This window comes from Stenotrophomonas sp., from assembly GCF_032066555.1.
In the GTDB taxonomy this organism is placed as follows: domain Bacteria; phylum Pseudomonadota; class Gammaproteobacteria; order Xanthomonadales; family Xanthomonadaceae; genus Stenotrophomonas.
Window position 1 is genome coordinate 44,263 of the sequence record NZ_DAMBKV010000007.1, and the last position, 19,211, is coordinate 63,473.

A 19,211-nucleotide genomic window follows, 5' to 3' on the forward strand; every position below is an offset into this window, starting at 1 on the left:
CCAAAGCAATGCCCGATTACTCCCTTCTCCCGCCTGCGGGAGAAGGTGCCCCGAAGGGGCGGATGAGGGGAGCTTCTAAAGCTTTAAAAGCTTTTGCTCCACGTGCTCTAAAAGCGCCCTCACCCCAACCCCTCTCCCGCATGCGGGAGAGGGGCTTTCAGATTGCATGCTTCTTGCAGCTTTCACCACGCTTTTCGACACCCGGCTCCCTCTCCCTCGTGCCGGGGTCACCGCAGCCGGCCCCCTGTGCCTGGTTGCGGCTTTTCTCCCTCAGCGCGAAATCATCTCGATGAAACGCGCTACCCGTGTGTACGGCGGCCGCAGCAGATCACTGCCGGCCCGGCGGGTCTGCCACAACACAGGCAAGCGCTTGCTCATCGCATCGAAGCCGGCCTTGCCGTGGTACGCGCCCATGCCGCTTGCGCCAACACCGCCAAACGGCAGGCCATTGATCGCGAAGTGCAGCAAGGTGTCATTGACGGTGACGCCACCGGCAATGGTCTGGCCGACGATCTTTTCCACCGTCGCCTTGTCATGGCTGAAGGGGTACAGGGCCAAGGGCCGGTCGCGGCCATTGATGGTGGCGATGGCCTCGTCCAGCGAGCGATAGCTGCGGATCGGCAGGATAGGTCCGAAGATCTCGTCCTGCATCACCGTCGCGTCATCGCCCGGTTGCAGGATCAAGGTCGGTGGGAACAAGCGCTCGCGCCGCGACCGCTCCGCATCGATATCGGCCAACGGCAACACCTGCAAGCCGCGCGCACGCGCGTCATCCACATAACCCTGCAGGCGTTGGTACTGACCTTCGTTGATGATGCGGCTGTAATCGGCCGCATCGCTGAAGTCGCCGTAACGCAGCCGCACCTGCGTGCGCAGCGCAGCAATGAGCTCATCAACCCGCGCTTCGTCGATCAGCACATAGTCTGGTGCAATGCAGGTCTGGCCAGCATTGAACCACTTGCCGGTCGCCAGTCTTGCGGCCGCTCCATCCACTGGATAATCCGCTGCCACCAGCGCCGGCGATTTGCCGCCCAGCTCCAGGGTCAACGGCGTAAGATGCTGCGCGGCAGCCGCCATCACCTTGCGGCCAATCGCGGTGGAACCGGTGAACACCAGATGGTCGAACGGCAGGCCGGAGAACGCAGAGGCCACACTGGCATCACCCTGCACCACCGCCACCCGATCAGCGGGAAATACCTCGGCCAACAAAGACTGCAGGAACGCTGAGCTATTCGGTGTGTGCTCGGACGGCTTGAGCATCACATGGTTGCCAGCGGCTATCGCCGTCGCCAATGGCACCAGCGCCAGATTCACCGGGTAGTTCCATGGCGAGATCACCCCGACCACGCCCACCGGCACCGGCCGCACCTGCGCCCGCGCCGGCCAGAAGCGCCAGCCCACGCCGATCCGCTCCGGCTTCATCCAGCTGCGCAGGTGCGAGAGCAGGTGATCGATTTCACCCGTGACGGTCATGCCATCAGCGATCACCGATTCGTGTTTCGAGCGATGGCCGAAATCAGCGGCGATCGCCTCGGTCATCTCTGGAATGCGCGCTTTGAATGCGGCACGCAGACGACGCAGATCATCGCGGCGCTGCGTGTAGTCCGGTTTGTTCTGCTGCCAGGCGCTGCGCAGTTGCGTCAACCGCTGCTGCAGCGTGTTTGAACCATCGGTCTGTGGATCCATGGTGCCTCCCCAAGATCAGCGGCCACTGTAAACCCAGCTGCGAGCCGACGTGAAGCACAGTTGGAGTGATGTGCTGCGCAAAGTCGGGAGCGAGAGCGGTGGAGCTACCCCTCCCCAACCCTCCCCTGCGCGTTGCGCAAGGGAGGGAGCGAAGCAAGTGACCTGTCAGCCCCCCGTGCACGCCGCTTTTGCCCCCTCCCTTGCGCAACGCGCAGGGGAGGGCTGGGGAGGGGTGCTCTTCGTGAGTAGTTGGTCAGTGCGCATCATCCAGAAGCCGCCCCTGCGCTTGCCTGCCCCGCGCAGTGGGTGCTAGAAGAGATCATGCAGGTTCGGCCGGTCACCGCACCGCAGAAGAGCGCTGCGATCCACCACGAGGGCATGCCGCACCATGCTGGGACGCGAACACGACATAGCAGTGAACCCCGACGCCTGCCCTGTACAGGCCAAGCGTGGCCTGCTGCAGGCACTGGACCTGCATTCGCTGTGGCGCGCCTGCGTGGATCTGATCAACCAACACCTGCCCTGCCACTCGTGCACCTTGATGTACGACATCAACGGTACCTACCAACCACAGCGCAGCCTGCATTTTCTCGGTGCCAGTGCGCCCGGCAGCGCACGCCCGTTGCGCAGCCTCGAGGTTGCCGCGCCCTATCTGCAGCGCAACCCGCGCATCGACTGGTACACGCTGTCACAGATCGCGTCCACCGACGCGCAGGCCAGGCTACGGTTGCGCGCGCAGAATCCCGCGCCCGGATGGAACGAATTCATCCACATGGCATTCTGGCGCGGTGAAGGGCTGGATGCGGTGTTGAGCATCCGCATGCAGGCCGGCCAGGAGCAGATCACCGACGCCCACCAGCAGTTCCTCGGCGAACTGCATCAGCTGATGGGCGCGGGCCTGCAGCGCGTGCGTTCGATGCGGCATGAACGTCGCAGCATCTACCAGGCGCTGCTCGACCGACAAAGCCAGGCCGACATCATCCTCGACCATGAGCTGCACCTGATCAGCCTGTCGCCTGCGGCCCAGCTGTTGTGCGCGGGCTGGCTGGACGAAGCCGGCAAGCGCCTGCGCTTCCCCGACAGCGTGGCTTCGGCATTGCGCGGCTGGCTGCGCCAGGCGAGCCAGGTCGGCGACGCTGAGCTTCCACGGGAAGCGTTGGACCTGCCAGCGGCACAGTTGCGGATCAGCCTGCAGAGTCGCTTGCAGGCGGACGGCCTCTATCCGATGTATCTGCTGCGACTGACGCCATTGCAAGCGGTGGCAACGGCGACGCCCGTGGTCACCCGGCCAATGTGGTCCAGGCTCTCGCCCACCGAAACCCGCGTCGCCGAGCTCGTGCTGGATGGCATGCGCAATGACGAGATCGCCAATCACCTGCGCCGCTCGCGCAAGACCATCGAAAGCCAGATCAGCGCGATCTACCGCAAGCTTGACGTTGGCCATCGTGCGCAGCTGGTGCGCCTGCTCAGCGTCACCGGCTGAGCAGGCGCAACAACTCAAGGCACGAACAGGAAGTAGTCATGCGCGGCACGCGCCAGCTGCGCGATGGCCGCGTCGCGCTCCTCGCTGCTGGCGCGCGACTGCACGAACACGGTGACGATGGCATGGCCGCGTCCATCCGGCAGCGTGATCACGCCAACATCGTTGATCACATCCCCCACCGTGCCGGTCTTGTGCGCCACCGGGGTCTCCTTCGGCAACATGCCACGCAGGCGTGCGCTGCCGGTGCGGGTATCGAGCATGATGTCCTGCAGCAGCTTGGTCGAGCCCGGCTGCAGCACGTCGCCGCGCCAGACCTTCTGCAGCAGGGTCGCCATCGCGCGGGCGCTGCTGGTGTCGCGCGGGTCTTCGTTCCAGGCATTGGTATGGCCGCGCCGCAACTCCTCGCTGCGCTCACTACGCGAAAGTTCGGCATAGGCCGCCGGGCCCATCGGCTTGGCCTGCGAGGCGTCATTGCCGCGATAGTTGGCCAGCAGTTCCCAGATGTAGCGGTCCACCCGCATGCCACTGATACCCAGCGCCTGCATGCGTGCGTTCACCGCCGTGGTACCACCGCCAAGCCGGATCAGGATGTCGGTGGCGTTGTTGTCGCTGACCGTGATCATCATGTGCAGCAGATCGCGCACGGTGATGGCCGAACCAGCACTCAGGTGCAGGTCCATCGGCCCGCCCATCTCCGGATAGACATCATCTTCGTCCAGCGTCACCTGCTGTGTCAGCGTGAGCTTGCCCTCGTCCACCAGTTTGAGGATATGCACGGCCACCGGCACTTTCATCGTGCTGGCCATGGGGAAGGCCCGGTCCGCATCGAGGTGGACGCTGCGGCCGCTTTCCAGATGGACGATGGCCGCACCCAGCCGGCCGGGCAGTTGTGCGGCAAGTCGTTGTGCCTCGACCTGCAGACCCTGGCTGGACGCAGGTCTGGTGGCGGCCATTGCCGGCAGCAGCAGGCAGGCCAGCAGCGGCGCCAGGAGCAGCGCACGCGCGCGTGGATGCGATGGCGAGCGACGGAGGTGGTACTGGTACATGTTCAATTCCTCTGCAAAAGAAGCCCTTGAAGCGCTACGGCGACGGCCACTGTTCCTGTTGATCCGGATGATGCGTCATCCAATGGTTCCGCGGCCAAGCGCAATCAGCGTTCCGAGCGTAGCCCGGGTAAGCGCAGCGCACCCGGGAACAGGGTTCTACGGTTGTTTCGGGCGGTCCGTGAACGGCCCCGGGGCGCTGCGCTTACCCGGGCTACGGTTGTCCCAAACCTTCCTGCCTGTCGGTTCATCCCTAGAAGCGCATGCGTGCGCCAAGCGTGAAGTAACGGCCGACCACATCGTAATAAGGCGAGCCGACCGCACCCAAGGGGGACTTCTTGTCGAACAGGTTGCTGATGTCGGCGTAGACCTCGACCTCGCTGTCGCCCGCCAACGCGAAACGCGCCTTGCCACCCACATCCCAATACACATAGGACGGGATGTTGCCGTTGGTCAGCACCAGCTGGTTGTTGTAGACGCCGGCCGAGATGTAACGCGCACGCGCCTGCGCAGCATAGCGATCACCACGCCAGCCGAAGGTCGCGTTTGCACGCCAGCGTGGCACACCGGAGCCGCCGGTGAGGCCCTGCGAGGTCACGTACTCGAAGGTGTTCTTGCCGTCGAAGGTGGTGAGGTTGTCGGTCCAGGTCGCCAGCACGCGGGTGTGGAAGTTGCCCGACATCGCCGGGAACAACTTCGCCGCCGGCAGGTTGTAAAGCAGGTCCAGATCGACACCATTGGTACGGTACTCGGCCAGGTTGACGTAGTTGGAGTTGATCCGCTCGATCTCGCCGTTGCCATCGCGCTGGATGCGCCCACACATGGCCTGGTTGCCGGCGATGCAGCGCAGCACGGTTTCCTGCGCCGACACCTGGGTGATCACGTCCTTGATCTCGATGTCGAAGTAATCCACCGACATGATCAGTCCCGGCACGCTGGCCGGCGCCCAGGTGAAGCCGGCGGTCAAGGTGTCGGCCTTCTCCGGGTCCAGCAGCGGATTGCCGCCGCCAATTACCAGCGCACTGATCGAGGTGCCGGTCAGCGGATCGCTGATGGTCGACCAACCGGTGGTGCTGGTGGTGTACATCTCCGACAGGTTGGCCGAGCGGATATCGCGCGAGCGGGTGAAGCGGCCACGGAAGCCATCGAAGAATTCGTTGGTCATGCCGTACTTCCACGACCAGATCGCACCGGAGCTGTTGTAGTCGCTGAAGCGCGCCGCCGCATTGACCTGCAGGTCACGCAACACCGGCATGTCACGCAGCAGCGGTGCGGCGACTTCGGCGAAGGCTTCGCGGACCTGGAAGCTGCCGGCCATCGGCGAGGAACTCCAGGTACTGAACGACTTGGTCAGGTCCTGTGCGCCCACCTTTTGATCGATCTGTTCCTTGCGCGCTTCCAGCCCCATCGCCACCGAGACTTCGCCGGCCGGCAACGAGAACGGCTCGCCACGCAGGTCCAAGCCGGCGGCATCGAGCTTGGTATTGGTCATGCGCTTGGGCGTACCGGTGACATAGGCAGCTGCCTCGGCCGAGGGTGCGCCATGGCCGATCAGGTTGATCGGCACGCAACCGGAGTTGGGGTTGGTCAGGGTCACCCGGCATACCGGCTTGCCGCTGACCGGATCAATCACCGCATCCACTGCGTCGCGGTAGTTGCTGGTCAGCAGGAAGCCCGGCGCGGCCAGATCGGACTGGTTGTCGCCGTGGCTGTAGTAGCCGCTCCAGCGCCAGTTGTCGCCGACCACGCCATCCAGCGCCACGGTGAACTGCGTGGTTCGACGGTCGTAATCAATATCGGGAAAAGCAAAATCGCTGTTGAAGCGACCAAGCCCGAAGCTGGTTTCGCCTGCGGCCAGCAATGCATCACGCACGGCTGTGGGCAGGAAGGCGTTATCCACACTGATCTTCAGGCCAGTGCCACGGTTGTGGTCGCCGAACCACGGGAAGCGGTTCCAGCTGCGCGAGTGGCGCACGTCCATGGTCAGGCTGGTGTTGTCGGTAAGGTTCCACGACAACCTTCCCAGCACGTTGTAGCGGCGCTGTGGCGTCATCAGTGAACTGATGTCGTCATTGCTCGGGCTCTCGCCACCCTGGATCAGCGACGCGCCGGTATAGCCCGGGAACGGCCGCAGGCTGCCATCCGGATTGAAGGCCTGCCCGGCCAGCACACCGGTGGTGATCAAGCCGCCGATCGCGGCATTGCCGTAACCCACGTTGTCCTTCATCGTGAACGTGCCATCGCCATTGGACAGCTGCGCGGTGCGGCCCAGCCATGGACGCGATGACTTGGGCAGGATGCCGTCGTTGTTCAGCGCCTCGCCGCCGATGACGATGTGGCCGCGGCCCTGTGCGATCTCGAAACCGGTGGCGGCCGAAATGTATTGCTTCTTGTTGTCCGAGCGCGAGGACATGCCGCCCTGCACGTCGATCCTGGTGCCTACCAATTGGCTGTCCAGCTGCACGTTGACCACACCGGCAACCGCGCCCGAGCCCCAGGCGGCGGAGGCACCGCCGGTCACCACGTCCACGCCGCTGATCAGGATCGAAGGAATGCTGGCCAGGTCGTTGTCGCTGGAGAAGCGCCGCCCGTCCAGCAGCACCAGGGTGCGGCTGACGCCGAGGCCACGCAGGTCGACCGGTGCCCGCGCCGCATCCACGCCGGTGGTATGGGTCTGCGGCGACACCGTGCCGCGGAACTGCGGCAGGTCGTTGAGCGCGGCGGCGATATTGGTATGGGTGGAGAGCTGCAGGTCTTCCGGCGTCACCTTGACCGTCGGCGTCGGCGCGTTGAAGCCCGGCCGATCAATGCGCGAGCCGGATGCGGTGACGTTGACGCTGCCGATATCCACCACCTTGTCGGTGGTCTGGTCAGGTTTGGCATCGGTCGATTGGGCGAAGGCACTGGGCAGGCTGCCGGCGATGATCAGGGCGATGCCCGTGGACAACGTGGTTCTGGCGATACGGCGCGGCATACGGTTCCTCGCAGAAGGCTGGAAGTGGAACGGCTGACCTGACAATGCGGACCCTCACCCACATCTTAGGAAGCCACCTTTCCGCCCCGCATCAGGGAAAACCCCGATACCAACCGCTCAAACGACAACGGCCAGCACAGGGCTGGCCGTTGTTTCAAACGTTACCAATGCTTAGTGCGACGAGGCCTTGCTCGCACCAATGCCGGTCTCGGCGCGCACTTCCTGTGCCGGGTAGGCGGCACGCTCGGCCTGTGCGTTCTTGCTCTTGTCGGTGATCGAGAAGAACCAGATGGCGACGAAAGCAATCGTCATCGAGAACAGGGCCGGGCTGGTGTACGGGAACGGCGCACTGCCGGCCGCGTTGCCCAGCGTGTCCACCCACACCGACGGCGACAGCAGGGTCAGGATCAGCGACGAGGCCAGGCCCAACGAACCACCAATCACCGCACCGCGGGTGGTGCAGTCCTTCCACAGCAGCGACAGGATCAGCACCGGGAAGTTCGCCGATGCAGCGATGGCGAAGGCCAGCGACACCATGAAGGCCACGTTCTGCTTCTCGAACACGATACCCAGCAGCACCGCGATCACGCCCAACGCCAAGGTGGTGATGCGCGAGACACGCAGCTCCGAGCCCGGTGCCGGGTTGCCCTTCTTGAACACCGTGGCGTACAGGTCATGCGACACCGCCGATGCACCGGACAGCGTCAGGCCAGCAACCACAGCCAGGATGGTGGCGAAGGCCACGGCCGAGATGAAGCCCATGAACATGTTGCCGCCGACGGCCTTGCCGACCAGTACGGCTGCCATGTTCGGCCCGCCCTGGATGGTGCCGGTGACCGGATCCGCATACTCCGGATTGGTCAGCACCAGGGCGATCGCACCGAAGCCGATGATGAAGATCAGGATGTAGAAGTAGCCGATCCAGGTGGTTGCCCACAGCACTGACTTGCGTGCCTGCTTTGCATCGGGAACGGTGAAGAAGCGCATCAGGATGTGCGGCAGGCCGGCGGTACCGAACATCAGTGCCATGCCGAACGAGATTGCCGAGATCGGATCCTTGACGAAGCCACCAGGCCCCATTATCGCCAGGCCGGTACTGGCCGCTTCCTCCGCACTCTTGCCGCCGTTGGCCGCGATCTGGGTCTTGACCCGCACCGCCTCGGTGAACAACGCCTCGAAGCTGAAGTTGAAGTGCCACATCACCATCACGGCCATGAAGGTCACGCCCGACAGCAATAGGCAGGCCTTGATGATCTGCACCCAGGTGGTTGCAGTCATGCCGCCGAACAGCACGTAGACCATCATCAGCACGCCGACCAGTGCCACTGCGATCCAGTAGTCCAGGCCGAACAGCAGTTTGATCAGCGCACCGGCGCCGACCATCTGTGCGATCAGGTAGAACAGCACCACCACCAGCGTGCCCGATGCCGCGAACATGCGGATGGGCTTGGCCTGGAAGCGGTAACCGGCGACGTCGGCAAAGGTGAAGCGACCGAGGTTGCGCAGGCGCTCCGCCATCAGGAAGGTCAGGATCGGCCAACCGACGAGGAAGCCCAAAGCGTAGATCAGGCCGTCGTAACCGTTGGTCATCACCGCAGCGGTGATGCCTAGGAACGAGGCCGCCGACATGTAGTCACCGGCAATGGCCAGACCGTTCTGGAAACCGGTGATGCCGCCACCGGCGGTGTAGAAATCGGACGCCGACTTGGTGCGGCCAGCGGCCCACTTGGTGATGCCAAGCGTGAACACCACGAAGGTCGCGAACATGATGATCGCGGTCCAGTTGGTCGGCTGGCGCACGGTCTGGCCGATGTCGCCACCGGCAGCCATGGCCGCGCCGCTGGCGATCAGCAGACCCAGCAGTGCACCGGTTCGCAGGAAGGAGTGGGTCATTGTGCTTCCTCCACGATTTCTGCGGTCAACTTGTCGAATTCCTTGTTGGCGCGGCGCACGTAGAAGCCGGTGATGACGATGGTGAACACCATCAAGCCCAAGGCGATCGGAATGCCGACGGTGGTGATCTTGCCGGGGCCGATCGGCGTGGCCAGGAAGGCCTTGTCGAAGGCGATCAGGCCGATATAGCCGTAGTAGCCCAGCAGCATCAGGATGGTCAGGAACCAACCCAGCTTGTTGCGCGAGCTGCGCAGCCGTTGGTATTTCGGGTTGGAGGCGATCCGCTCTACACGGGGATCGACGGAAGCATTCATCGGAATTCTCCAGGCGTTGGGAATACGAACGCCATGGCATGCGGAGATGCCTTGACGGTCACATGAGTGCTCCCCGTGGGGGTAGGGAGATGGGGCGTACTACGTTTTCAGGTGCACCAGCGGCGCTACTGCAGCGCCGCTGGCGGATGGGTCAGAAGCTGTACTTGGTGGTGAACTGCACGCGGCTGATATCGCCCTTCTTGCCGTTCTCGATCTCACGCACGCCGTACATCAACTCGGCACCGACATCGACCTTGGGCATCGGCGTGTAGAAGATGTTGCCGCGAATCGACTGCACGCTCTTGGTCACCAGGTCACCGGTGATGGAGGCGTTGTTGTCGTAGTCGCTGCGGGCGTAGATCAGGTTGGTGCGCAGCTTCGGGCTGAAGGCATGGCGCCAGCCGACATAACCGGCAACCACGCCGGTCGGGTCGATCTCGTCGCGGAGCGCGTCATAACCGCTGTCGGCGGTGATGCCAAGACCGATATAGCGGGAAATGCCTTCGCCACCGGTCAGCTGGTAATGCAGGGTATCGGCATCGCCCATCAGCCACTTGCCGCCAAGGGTGATGCCGCCGGCCACCTTGCTGGCGTCGGCACCGGTGGTCTGGTTGTCGAGCTTGAGCTGGCGCACCAGACCGGCGACGCCGAAGGTGCCCCAATCGCCCTTCCAACCGTAACGCACGGTCAGGTCGGGCAGCGAGCCACGGTCGGAGTTGGCAACCGCCGGCACGTTCCACTTGTTGGTGACCGGGTTGAAGGTGCCGGTAAGCGTGGTGGTTTCCGGATTTTCCAGGGCAACACTCAGGCCACCATTGGTGTAGCGGATCTGCGCCTGGCGCACGAATACCACGCCATCGGTGGGGCCGACGAAGTCAGCCGCTTCCGGAATCGAGGCCGCGTCCATGAAGTTGGACCAGGTCTGGCCGGCCAGCCAGTTGTTCCAGTACATATAGGCGTGGCGCAGGGTGACGCCATAGGTATTGGTCGCGGTCTGGTTGCCCAGCGAATTGCCGAAGAAATCCATCTCGACCATGGCGCCGGCCTTGTCGCCGTTCTCGGCGACATGGTCCACGCCCAGGTTGAAGCGCGAGAACTTGGCGTGGGCGTTGTAGTCCACGTCCGAAGCCTTGCCCGAACCACCGGCGCCATGCACCGGGGTCTGGCCCGGCAGATACAGCGCGCGGCCGGTGGCATCGTCAGCCAGCTGGCCATCACCGGTACGCGTGGCAAGGAAATCGGCCTTGATGAAGCCGCCCACCTTGAAGGTGGTGCCCGCGGTCGCGCCCGGGGTGATGCTGGTGACCTGGATCGGCCGCTTGCCGGCCGGCACCGCCGGCGCGGCAGCGCGCTCGGCCTGTGCGCTGCGCACCTGCACCACTTCGCTCTGGGTCTGGGCGATGGCGCCCTGCTGTTGCTGCTGGGTGGACAGCAGCAGCTGCACCTGCCGTTCAAGATCGGCGACGCGTGCTTCCAGCGCCTTCTCTTTTGCGGTCTCGGCAAAGGCCATGCCCGGCGCAACCAGCGCGACAAACAGCGCGGCAGCGAGTGGCCGGCGGGCCGTTTTCAACATGTTTCGATTCATTGGGACTGCCTCTCTCCAGGCTGGCGAACGGGCCGCACCGGTTGCACGGTCGCAGCCAGCGTGCGCGGGCCAGGTGGCGGGCGGCTATTCGCCATTAGTCGTAAGCAGGCGTCTGTTCGACCATCGTCTAACAAAGGGGGCAGCGCGATGGGGGGTGGATGCGGCACACTTGGGGTGTCCGCCTCTGTCCCTCGACAGAGCGCATTCATTGGTTACAAGTGCAAAGGTGAGGGTTGCCATGACTGATGTATATCCCGTTGATTCCGCGTTCGCCGAGAAGGCACGGATCAACAAGAACACGTACCAGCAGCTGTACCGCGAATCGGTCGAAAACCCCGATGCATTCTGGGCAAAGGCTGCCGAGCGGCTGGATTGGTTCAAGAAGCCGACCAAGATCAAGAACGTCAGCTACCAGCTCGACGATTTCCGCATCAAGTGGTTCGAGGACGGCGAGCTCAATGTCAGCGTCAACTGCCTGGACCGGCAGCTGGCCACGCGCGGTGACAAGACGGCGATCCTGTTCGAGCCCGATGGCCCGGACAGCCCGGCGCAGAAGGTCACTTATCGCGAACTGTACGAACGCGTATGCCGCTTGGGCAACGCGCTGCGCAACCTCGGCATCAAGAAGGGTGACCGCGTCACCATCTACCTGCCGATGATCGTCGACGCCGCGGTGGCGATGCTGGCCTGCGCCCGTGTCGGTGCCATCCACTCGGTGGTGTTCGGTGGCTTTGCCGCCAACTCCATCGCCGACCGTGTCGGCGACTGCGCCAGCAAGCTGATCATCACCGCCGACGAAGGCCTGCGTGGTGGCAAGAAGGTGCCGCTGAAGGCCAACGTCGATGCCGCGCTGAAGCTGCCCGGCACCAATACCGTGGAAACCGTGCTGGTGGTGCGCCACACCGGTGGCGCGGTCGACATGCAGGCGCCGCGTGACCGCTGGTTCCACGACGTGGTGGACACCCAGCCGGCCGAGTGCGAACCCGAGCGCATGAACGCGGAAGATCCGCTGTTCATCCTCTACACCTCCGGCTCCACCGGCAAGCCCAAGGGCGTGCTGCACACCAGCGGTGGTTACCTGCTGTATGCGGCCTATACCCACGAAGCCGTGTTCGACCTGCGCGAGGACGACATCTACTGGTGCACCGCCGACGTCGGCTGGGTCACCGGCCACAGCTACATCGTCTACGGCCCGCTGGCCAACGGCGCCACCTCGGTGATGTTCGAGGGCGTGCCCAACTACCCGAACACCTCGCGCTTCTGGGATGTGATCGACAAGCACCAGGTCACCATCTTCTACACCGCGCCCACCGCCATCCGTGCGCTGATGCGCGAAGGCGAGGAGCCGGTCAAGCGCACCTCGCGCAAGAGCCTGCGCCTGCTCGGCAGCGTGGGTGAGCCGATCAATCCGGAAGCCTGGCGCTGGTATTACGACGTGGTTGGCGATGCACGCTGCCCGATCGTGGACACCTGGTGGCAGACCGAAACCGGCGGCATCCTGATTTCGCCGCTGCCGGGTGCCATCGACCTGAAGCCGGGCTCGGCCACGCTGCCGTTCTTCGGCGTGCAGCCGGCCCTGGTCAGCGCCGATGGTGAGCCGCTGGAAGGCGCCACCGAAGGCAACCTGATCATCCGCGACTCCTGGCCGGGCCAGATGCGCACCGTCTACGGTGACCACCAGCGTTTCATCGACACCTATTTCCGTACCTACCCGGGCAGCTACTTCACCGGCGACGGTTGCCGCCGCGATGAAGACGGCTATTACTGGATCACCGGCCGCGTCGATGACGTGATCAACGTCTCCGGCCACCGCATCGGCACCGCCGAAGTGGAAAGCGCGCTGGTCTCGCACCCGAAGGTGGCCGAGGCGGCCGTGGTCGGCTTCCCGCATGAGATCAAGGGCCAGGGCATCTATGCCTATGTCACCCTGATCGCCGGCGAAGCGCAGACCGACGAGCTGCTCAAGGAGCTGGTGACCTGGGTACGCAAGGAGATCGGCCCGATCGCTGCGCCGGACCACCTGCAGTGGGCACCGGGCCTGCCCAAGACCCGCTCGGGCAAGATCATGCGCCGCATCCTGCGCAAGATCGCCGAGAACGCGCCGGACCAGCTTGGCGACACCTCGACCCTGGCCGATCCGTCGGTGGTGGCGTCGCTGGTGGAAGAGCGCAAGGTCCGCTGAAGGAACAGGAGCCAGGAGTGAGTGATGAGGAGTGAGGAGTGAGTCGCGGCAACAGCAAATGCAGCCGCTGCGTTCACTCCTCCTTCCACACCGATGATCAACTGTCCTGTTGCTGGCAACAGCGGTAGCATCGAAGCAGCAAGCCCTCACTCCTCACTCCTCATCACTCACTACTCGCCCCATGCCTACCCTCCTCATTGCCGACGACCATCCGCTGTTCCGCGAAGCCCTCAAGGGCGCGGTGCAACGCGTCATTCCCGGCGTGCAGCTGATGGAGGCCGACAGCGTCGAAGCACTGTACGCACTGGCCGAACAACACCCCGATGCCGACCTGGTGCTGATGGACCTCAACATGCCGGGCGCGCAAGGCTTCAATGCGCTGGTGCACCTGCGTTCGCTGCATCCGCAGTTGCCCATCGTGGTGGTGTCCGCACGCGAGGAAGCCACGGTGATGCGGCGTGCACTGGACCATGGCGCCTTCGGCTTCATCCCCAAGTCCGCCGATTCGGACACCATCGGCCATGCGCTGGGCACCATCCTCGATGGCGAGCGCTGGGCACCGGCCGAGGCGCACAACGTGCCGCCGACCCCGAATGAAGAACGCGAAGTCGGCCAGCGCCTGCGCGAACTGACCCCGCAGCAGTTCCGTGTCCTGCAGATGCTCGGCGTGGGCCGCCTGAACAAGCAGATCGCCTATGACCTGGGCGTCTCCGAGGCCACCATCAAGGCCCATGTCACCGCCATCCTGCGCAAGCTCGGCGTCACCAACCGTACCCAGGCGGTGCTGATGGCCGGCAAGCTGGCCATCGACGATGACGCCATCGTGTTGCCGCCGGAAGAAGACTGAGCACCGAGTCGAGGCAAGCCCCCGGTTTGTGGGAGCGGCGTAAGCCGCGAAGCGGCCGAACCTGCAGCCAGCGTGCTGGTGGTCTTTCCAGGCAATCCTCAAACAGCCAGATTTCTGAATGGCGTTGTTTCCGGCGACCAACATCCACCGGCTTCGCGGCTCACGCCGCTCCTACAAACAGCCAGACAAGCAAACAGCGCTGCATGAAACACGGCTCTTTGTAGGAGCGGCGTAAGCCGCGAAGCAAATGATCCTTCAGATAGCGTGCTTGAGGCCTCTCCACGCAATCCTCAAACAGCCAGATTTCTGAATGGCGTTGTGTCCGGCGACCAACATCCACCGGCTTCGCGGCTCACGCCGCTCCTACAAATTCGGTGGCCTGCCATCGCTGCAGCTTGCTGCTACAATCCGCGCTCCCTTGGGGAGTAGCCTGCTTCCAGCAATGGAAGCGCCCACATCAACATACTCGGCCAGTGCGCCGTGGTGTGGGCAGCCAGACCCGGTTGGCGAGACCAGCGGCATGCGTGCGCAACTTTGGTTGGGCGCGGCGCATGCCGTTCGTGTCCGCCCGACCCGGTAATCCTGATGTCTCCCATTTCCATTGTTCTGATCGGCTTCGCCATGTCCACCGACGCCTTCGCTGCGGCGGTTGGCAAGGGCGCTGCCATGCGCAAGCCACGCCTGCTCGACGCCCTGCGCGCGGGCTTGATCTTCGGCGTGATCGAAGCCATCACCCCCCTCATCGGCTGGCTGCTGGGCCGCGCTGCGTCGCAATACGTGCAGGCCTTCGATCACTGGATCGCGTTCGGCCTGCTTGGCGTACTGGGCGCGCACATGATCTTTGCCGGCCTGAAGCCCGATGATGAAAGCGAAGACGAGGGTGCCGGCGACGCCAGCGGCGAACAGCACAAGAGTTTCTGGACCCTGGCCGCTACCGGCTTCGCCACCAGCATCGATGCGATGGCGATCGGCGTGGGCCTGGCCTTCCTTGATGTGCACATCGGCGTGGTGGCGCTGGTGATCGGCCTGTGCACGATGACCATGGTGACCATCGGCATCATGCTTGGCCGTGCCTTGGGTTCCTTGGTTGGCAAGCGCGCGGAGATCATCGGCGGCGTGATCCTGATCATCATCGGCTGCGCGATTTTGTACGAGCATCTGACGGCCGCGGCGGCTGTGGTCGGAGCGGCGTAAATCACGAAGCCGGCACGCCATTTGTATAGCGCAGCCATTCTGCGCTGGGGCATTACCGGTAAGGCCGCTGCCGAGCATGGCTCGGCACTACAGATCTAGCCCCTCTCCCGCGTGCGGGAGAGGGGTTGGGGTGAGGGCGGCTTTTCGCTGGTGAAGCCCTGCCGAGCATGGCTCGGCACTACAGTTCTGGCTGCTAGCGCCTGCGCGGGTCGTTCAATGCGGTCAGGAACGCGCGCAGTGAGGCCGGCTTCACTGGCTTGGTCAGCACACGGTAGCCGCGTTCGCGGGCCATGCGCTTCAACTCGTCGCGGCCATCGGCGGTCAGCAAGGCGCCAGGCAAAGGCCTATGCGCGGCCTCGCGCAGGGCGATCAGGGTATCCAGTCCATCAAGACGATCATGCAGGTGGTAATCCACCAGCATCACGTCGGGCTGTTCGCCCAGCTTCTCCAGGGCCATGTCCACCGTGCTGGCGGCGATCACTTCCACCTTCCAGCGGCCCAGCAAGGCACGCATGCCGTCGAGGATCTCCTGGTCGTTGTCCACGCACAGCACGCGCATGCCGGCCAATGAATCATCACCGCCAAAAGCCGTCTGCTGGCGCGGCGCTGGCAGCGGTGCGGCAGGCGTCGGCACGCGCGGCAAGCTGATCGAGAACATGCTGCCGTGGCCAGGCTGGCTGCGCGCATTCAAGCCGTGATCGAGCAGGCGCGAGATGCGCTGGCAGATCGACAAGCCCAGACCCAGGCCCTGCTCGCCCCAATCGAATGGCTGCTGGTAGCGATGGAACTCGTTGAAGATCTGTTGCATATGGTGCTCGGGAATACCGGGGCCGGTATCCCATACCTGCAACTCGACTTCTTCGCCGCGCACACGCAACGCCAGCACGATGCGACCGCTACGCGTATAGCGCAGCGCGTTGGCCATGAAATTCTGCAACACACGGCGCAGCAGGCGCCTATCGCTGCGTACCCAGGCGGTGCGCGCAAACACATGCAGGCGCAGGCCACGCCCTGCCGCGACCGGCGTGTACTGCGCCGCAAGCTCGCGGACCAGGACACTGGCGTCGAATTCACTGATGGTCGGGCGCAGGCCACCGGCATCCAGGCGCGACACGTCCAGCAGACCATCCAGCAATTCTTCGGCAGCACGCAACGAAGCATCGACACGCTCAGCCAGATGCCGCTGCTCCTCGGTCTCGTGCAGGCTGTCGCGCAGCGCCGATGCAAACAACCGCGCGGCGTTCAGGGGCTGCAGCACGTCGTGGCTGATCGCCGCCAGGAAGCGCGTCTTCGATTGCTGCGCGGCCTCCGCTGCCTGTGAACGCTCGGCCACGCGCTGTTCCAGGGTCTCATTGGCTTCCAGCAGCGCCTGCTCGGCGTTCTTGAAGTCGGTGATGTCGTTGTAGCTGGTGACATAGCCGCCGCCGGGCAGCGCTTGGCCGCGCAGCTCGATCACCTTGCCATCGGCGCCGGTGCGCTCGAACACATGGGGTGAACCGGCGCGCATATAGCCGATGCGGCGATTGATCTGCACTTCGATATCACCCGAGCCAAGCTCGCCGCGTTCGGCGTTGTAGCGGATCAGGTCAGCGACGGGACGGCCGACGTAAAGCATGCCGTCGGGATAGCCGAACATCTGCTGGTAGCGGCGGTTCCATGCGGTCAGCCGCATTTCCGGGTCAACCACGCTGACCCCGGCGCTGATGTTTTCCAGCGTGGTGGACAGAATCTCGCGGTTGAAGCGCAGCTCCTGCCCGGCCTCGTCCAGCACCGCCACCACTTCGCCCAGATCCATGCCCGAGCCGCGCAGCAGGCTGGTCAGCAGCAGGCGCGCGGACGCCGCGCCAATGGACGCCGCGAGCAGGCGCTCGGTGAACTGCACCCAGACGCGGTCGGCGGCGGCAGCGGGCTGGAATTCGCGCTCCAGCAACTGCGCCTGTTCACCGAACGAACGCCGCGCACGGTTGTCACCGATGACACGGGTTGCCAGGGCCAGCAGATCACGCACCTTGACGTGCGCCGGCCAATCACCGGCCACCACCGGACGCTTGGCGTAAGGATCCAGGAATGGGGCGGCGCGCAAGCGCTCGGCGACATCAGGCCGCCAGCGCATCGACACCAGCAGCATGGTTACGGTGTTGATCAACAGCGACCAGAACGTGCCATGGGTCAGTGGGTCCCAACCGGTCAGGCCGAACAACTGTTGTGGGCGCAGCCAGCCGATGCCGAACGGCCCCTGCGTGAGCAGGCTCGCATCCAGCCAGCCGCCATGGCTCAGCGCTGGCACCAGCAAGGTGTAGGCCCAGACCACGAAGCCCGCCAACATGCCGGTTTCCACGCCGCGGCGGCTGGCGCCACGCCAGTACAGGCCACCAAGCAGGCCCGGCGCGAACTGCGCCACCGCCGCGAAGGCCATCAAGCCATAGGCGGCCAGCATGGTGTCGTCGTTGCTGCCGCGGTAGTAACCATAGGCAACCAAGGCCAGCAGCACGATCGCCATGCGTCGTATCCACAGCACGCGCGAGGCGACATTGGCGGCCTCGCGGTGATCGCCGCTACGGCGTAGCAGCAGCGGCATCACCAGGTCGTTGCTGATCATCGTCGCCAGCGCGATCGAGGACACGATGACCATGCCGGTGGCCGCGGAGAAGCCGCCGATATAGGCGATCAGGGCCAGCGTGGTATTGCCGGCGAACATCGGCAAGGCCAATACCAGGGTGTCGTCCGAAGCCAGGCCGGTGCCGAACATCGCCGCGCCGGCAGTAGCGATGGGCACGATCATCAACGAAATCAGCACCAGATAGCCGCCGAACATCCAGCGTGCGCGCCTGACGTCGCCGGCATTGCCGCACTCCACCACGGCAACGTGGAACTGCCGTGGCAGACAGATCAGGGCAAGGAAGCTGAGCAGCGTCTGCGAGACGAAGCCGACCGGTGGCATGCCTTCAAACAGGGTGCGTGCCGACTGCACGACCGACTCGCCACGGTCAGTCAGCCACACATAGGCGAACACGCCGATGGCGACCATCGCCAGCAGCTTGATCAGCGATTCCACCGCGATGGCCAGCATCATGCCGTAGTGGTGTTCGGTGGCATCGACCTGGCGGGTGCCGAACAGGATGGCAAACAAGGCCATCAGCAACGCCACATACAGCGCCGGGTCGGTCAGGAAACCCTTGCCGGCGGCATCGCCGGTCAGTACCTGCAGGCTCATCGCCACGGCCTTGTACTGCAGGGCCAGGTACGGCACCACGCCGATCAGCGCGATCAAGGCGACCAATGCCGCCAGTCGGCGTGAGCGGCCAAAGCGCGAGGAGATGAAGTCGGCGATGGACACCACATTCTCGCTGCGGGCGATCAGCGCCAGCCGCTCGATGATGCGCCAGCCGAACATCAGCATCAGCAGCGGGCCCAGATAAATAGGCAGATAGCCGATGCCGTAACGCACCGCCGAGCCGACCGCACCGTAGAAGGTCCAGGACGAGCAATAGACCGCCAGCGCCAGGCTGTAGACCACCGGCCGCAGCCAGGGGCGGTCCGGATACAGCGGGCGACGGTCACCCCACCACGCCACCCCGAACAGCAGCGCGGCATAGCAGAGTGAGACCAGGAGCAGGATCCAGCTGGAGACCAAGGGTGTTTCCCATGCGACTTAGCCGGGCCAGTGTAGCCATTCCGCTGGATTGGGGCTTTGGGGGTTGCGCGAGCTGCGGCTCGGCTCCCTGCCTTGTGCGCAGCACAGGGGAGGGTTGGGGAGGGGGGCTGTTGGCGGTGGCGGTTGGTTGCTCCTCCCGCTGGGGTGCTCTTACTTTCCTAGGCAAAAAGCTTCGAGCTGCGCTCGCCTACCCCTCCCCAACCCTCCCCTGCGCCTGCGGCGCAAGGGAGGGGGCTGATTGCCAGCGCACGAAGAACGCGTCGGCTGCTGCCGTTGCTCCCTCCCTTGGGCGAAGCACAGGGGAGGGTTGGGGAGGGGTGCTGTTGACGGTGGCAGTTGGTTGCTCCTCCCGCTG

At 64.4% G+C, this 19,211-nt stretch carries 11 protein-coding genes and 1 riboswitch; of the genes, 4 read left to right on the top strand and 7 right to left on the bottom strand.

Translation table 11 applies throughout. From position 1 onward, the window contains the following. Positions 1 to 270 precede the first annotated feature (270 nt). The gene (locus RT131_RS10475; RefSeq protein WP_313172740.1) at positions 271 to 1,686 is read right to left on the bottom strand and encodes a coniferyl aldehyde dehydrogenase; all 1,416 of its coding nucleotides are present in this window, start codon (positions 1,684 to 1,686) and stop codon (positions 271 to 273) included. A 388-nt stretch (positions 1,687 to 2,074) separates the two neighbouring features. Here RT131_RS10475 and RT131_RS10480 point away from each other — a divergent pair, with 388 nt between their 5' ends. Beyond that, positions 2,075 to 3,169: a helix-turn-helix transcriptional regulator gene (locus tag RT131_RS10480; protein ID WP_313172742.1), complete on the top strand. Its 1,095-nt coding sequence runs from the start codon at positions 2,075 to 2,077 to the stop codon at positions 3,167 to 3,169. Positions 3,170 to 3,183: 14 nt separating this feature from the next. Here RT131_RS10480 and bla read toward each other — a convergent pair whose 3' ends face one another. The 5 genes from bla to RT131_RS10505 all read right to left on the bottom strand — a co-directional run bounded on the left by bla (position 3,184) and on the right by RT131_RS10505 (position 10,966). Then, complete coding sequence (bla, locus tag RT131_RS10485) at positions 3,184 to 4,215, bottom strand: class A beta-lactamase (RefSeq protein ID WP_313172744.1); 1,032 nt, start codon at positions 4,213 to 4,215, stop codon at positions 3,184 to 3,186. A 250-nt stretch (positions 4,216 to 4,465) separates the two neighbouring features. After that, positions 4,466 to 7,186 (bottom strand): TonB-dependent receptor plug domain-containing protein, encoded by a 2,721-nt coding sequence (locus tag RT131_RS10490; RefSeq protein WP_313172746.1) that lies wholly within the window; start codon positions 7,184 to 7,186, stop codon positions 4,466 to 4,468. 171 nt (positions 7,187 to 7,357) lie between these two features. Next, positions 7,358 to 9,079 carry a cation acetate symporter gene (locus RT131_RS10495; protein WP_313172747.1) on the bottom strand — a complete coding sequence of 574 codons (1,722 nt, stop codon included), beginning with the start codon at positions 9,077 to 9,079 and terminating at the stop codon, positions 7,358 to 7,360. Next, positions 9,076 to 9,393 (bottom strand): DUF485 domain-containing protein, encoded by a 318-nt coding sequence (locus RT131_RS10500; RefSeq protein WP_313172749.1) that lies wholly within the window; start codon positions 9,391 to 9,393, stop codon positions 9,076 to 9,078. The genes RT131_RS10495 and RT131_RS10500 overlap by 4 nt, the downstream gene beginning before the upstream one ends. A gap of 151 nt (positions 9,394 to 9,544) precedes the next feature. Further along, entirely contained in the window at positions 9,545 to 10,966 is a 1,422-nt protein-coding gene (locus RT131_RS10505; protein ID WP_313172751.1) for a DcaP family trimeric outer membrane transporter, read from the bottom strand. A gap of 250 nt (positions 10,967 to 11,216) precedes the next feature. Here RT131_RS10505 and acs point away from each other — a divergent pair, with 250 nt between their 5' ends. From acs to RT131_RS10520, 3 genes are all read left to right on the top strand, one after another. After that, complete coding sequence (gene acs, locus RT131_RS10510) at positions 11,217 to 13,160, top strand: acetate--CoA ligase (RefSeq protein ID WP_313172753.1); 1,944 nt, start codon at positions 11,217 to 11,219, stop codon at positions 13,158 to 13,160. A 181-nt stretch (positions 13,161 to 13,341) separates the two neighbouring features. Beyond that, positions 13,342 to 14,007, top strand: a complete 666-nt coding sequence (locus RT131_RS10515; RefSeq protein WP_057629262.1) for a response regulator transcription factor — start codon at positions 13,342 to 13,344, stop codon at positions 14,005 to 14,007. Between the two features lie 415 nt (positions 14,008 to 14,422). Beyond that, positions 14,423 to 14,547: riboswitch (yybP-ykoY riboswitch) on the top strand. Between the two features lie 45 nt (positions 14,548 to 14,592). Beyond that, a complete protein-coding gene (locus RT131_RS10520) occupies positions 14,593 to 15,201 on the top strand; it encodes a manganese efflux pump MntP family protein (protein WP_313172758.1) in 609 nt (202 codons plus the stop codon). 193 nt (positions 15,202 to 15,394) lie between these two features. Here RT131_RS10520 and RT131_RS10525 read toward each other — a convergent pair whose 3' ends face one another. Continuing rightward, positions 15,395 to 18,835, bottom strand: a complete 3,441-nt coding sequence (locus RT131_RS10525; protein ID WP_313172760.1) for a PAS domain-containing hybrid sensor histidine kinase/response regulator — start codon at positions 18,833 to 18,835, stop codon at positions 15,395 to 15,397. Between the last annotated feature and the right edge of the window lie 376 nt (positions 18,836 to 19,211).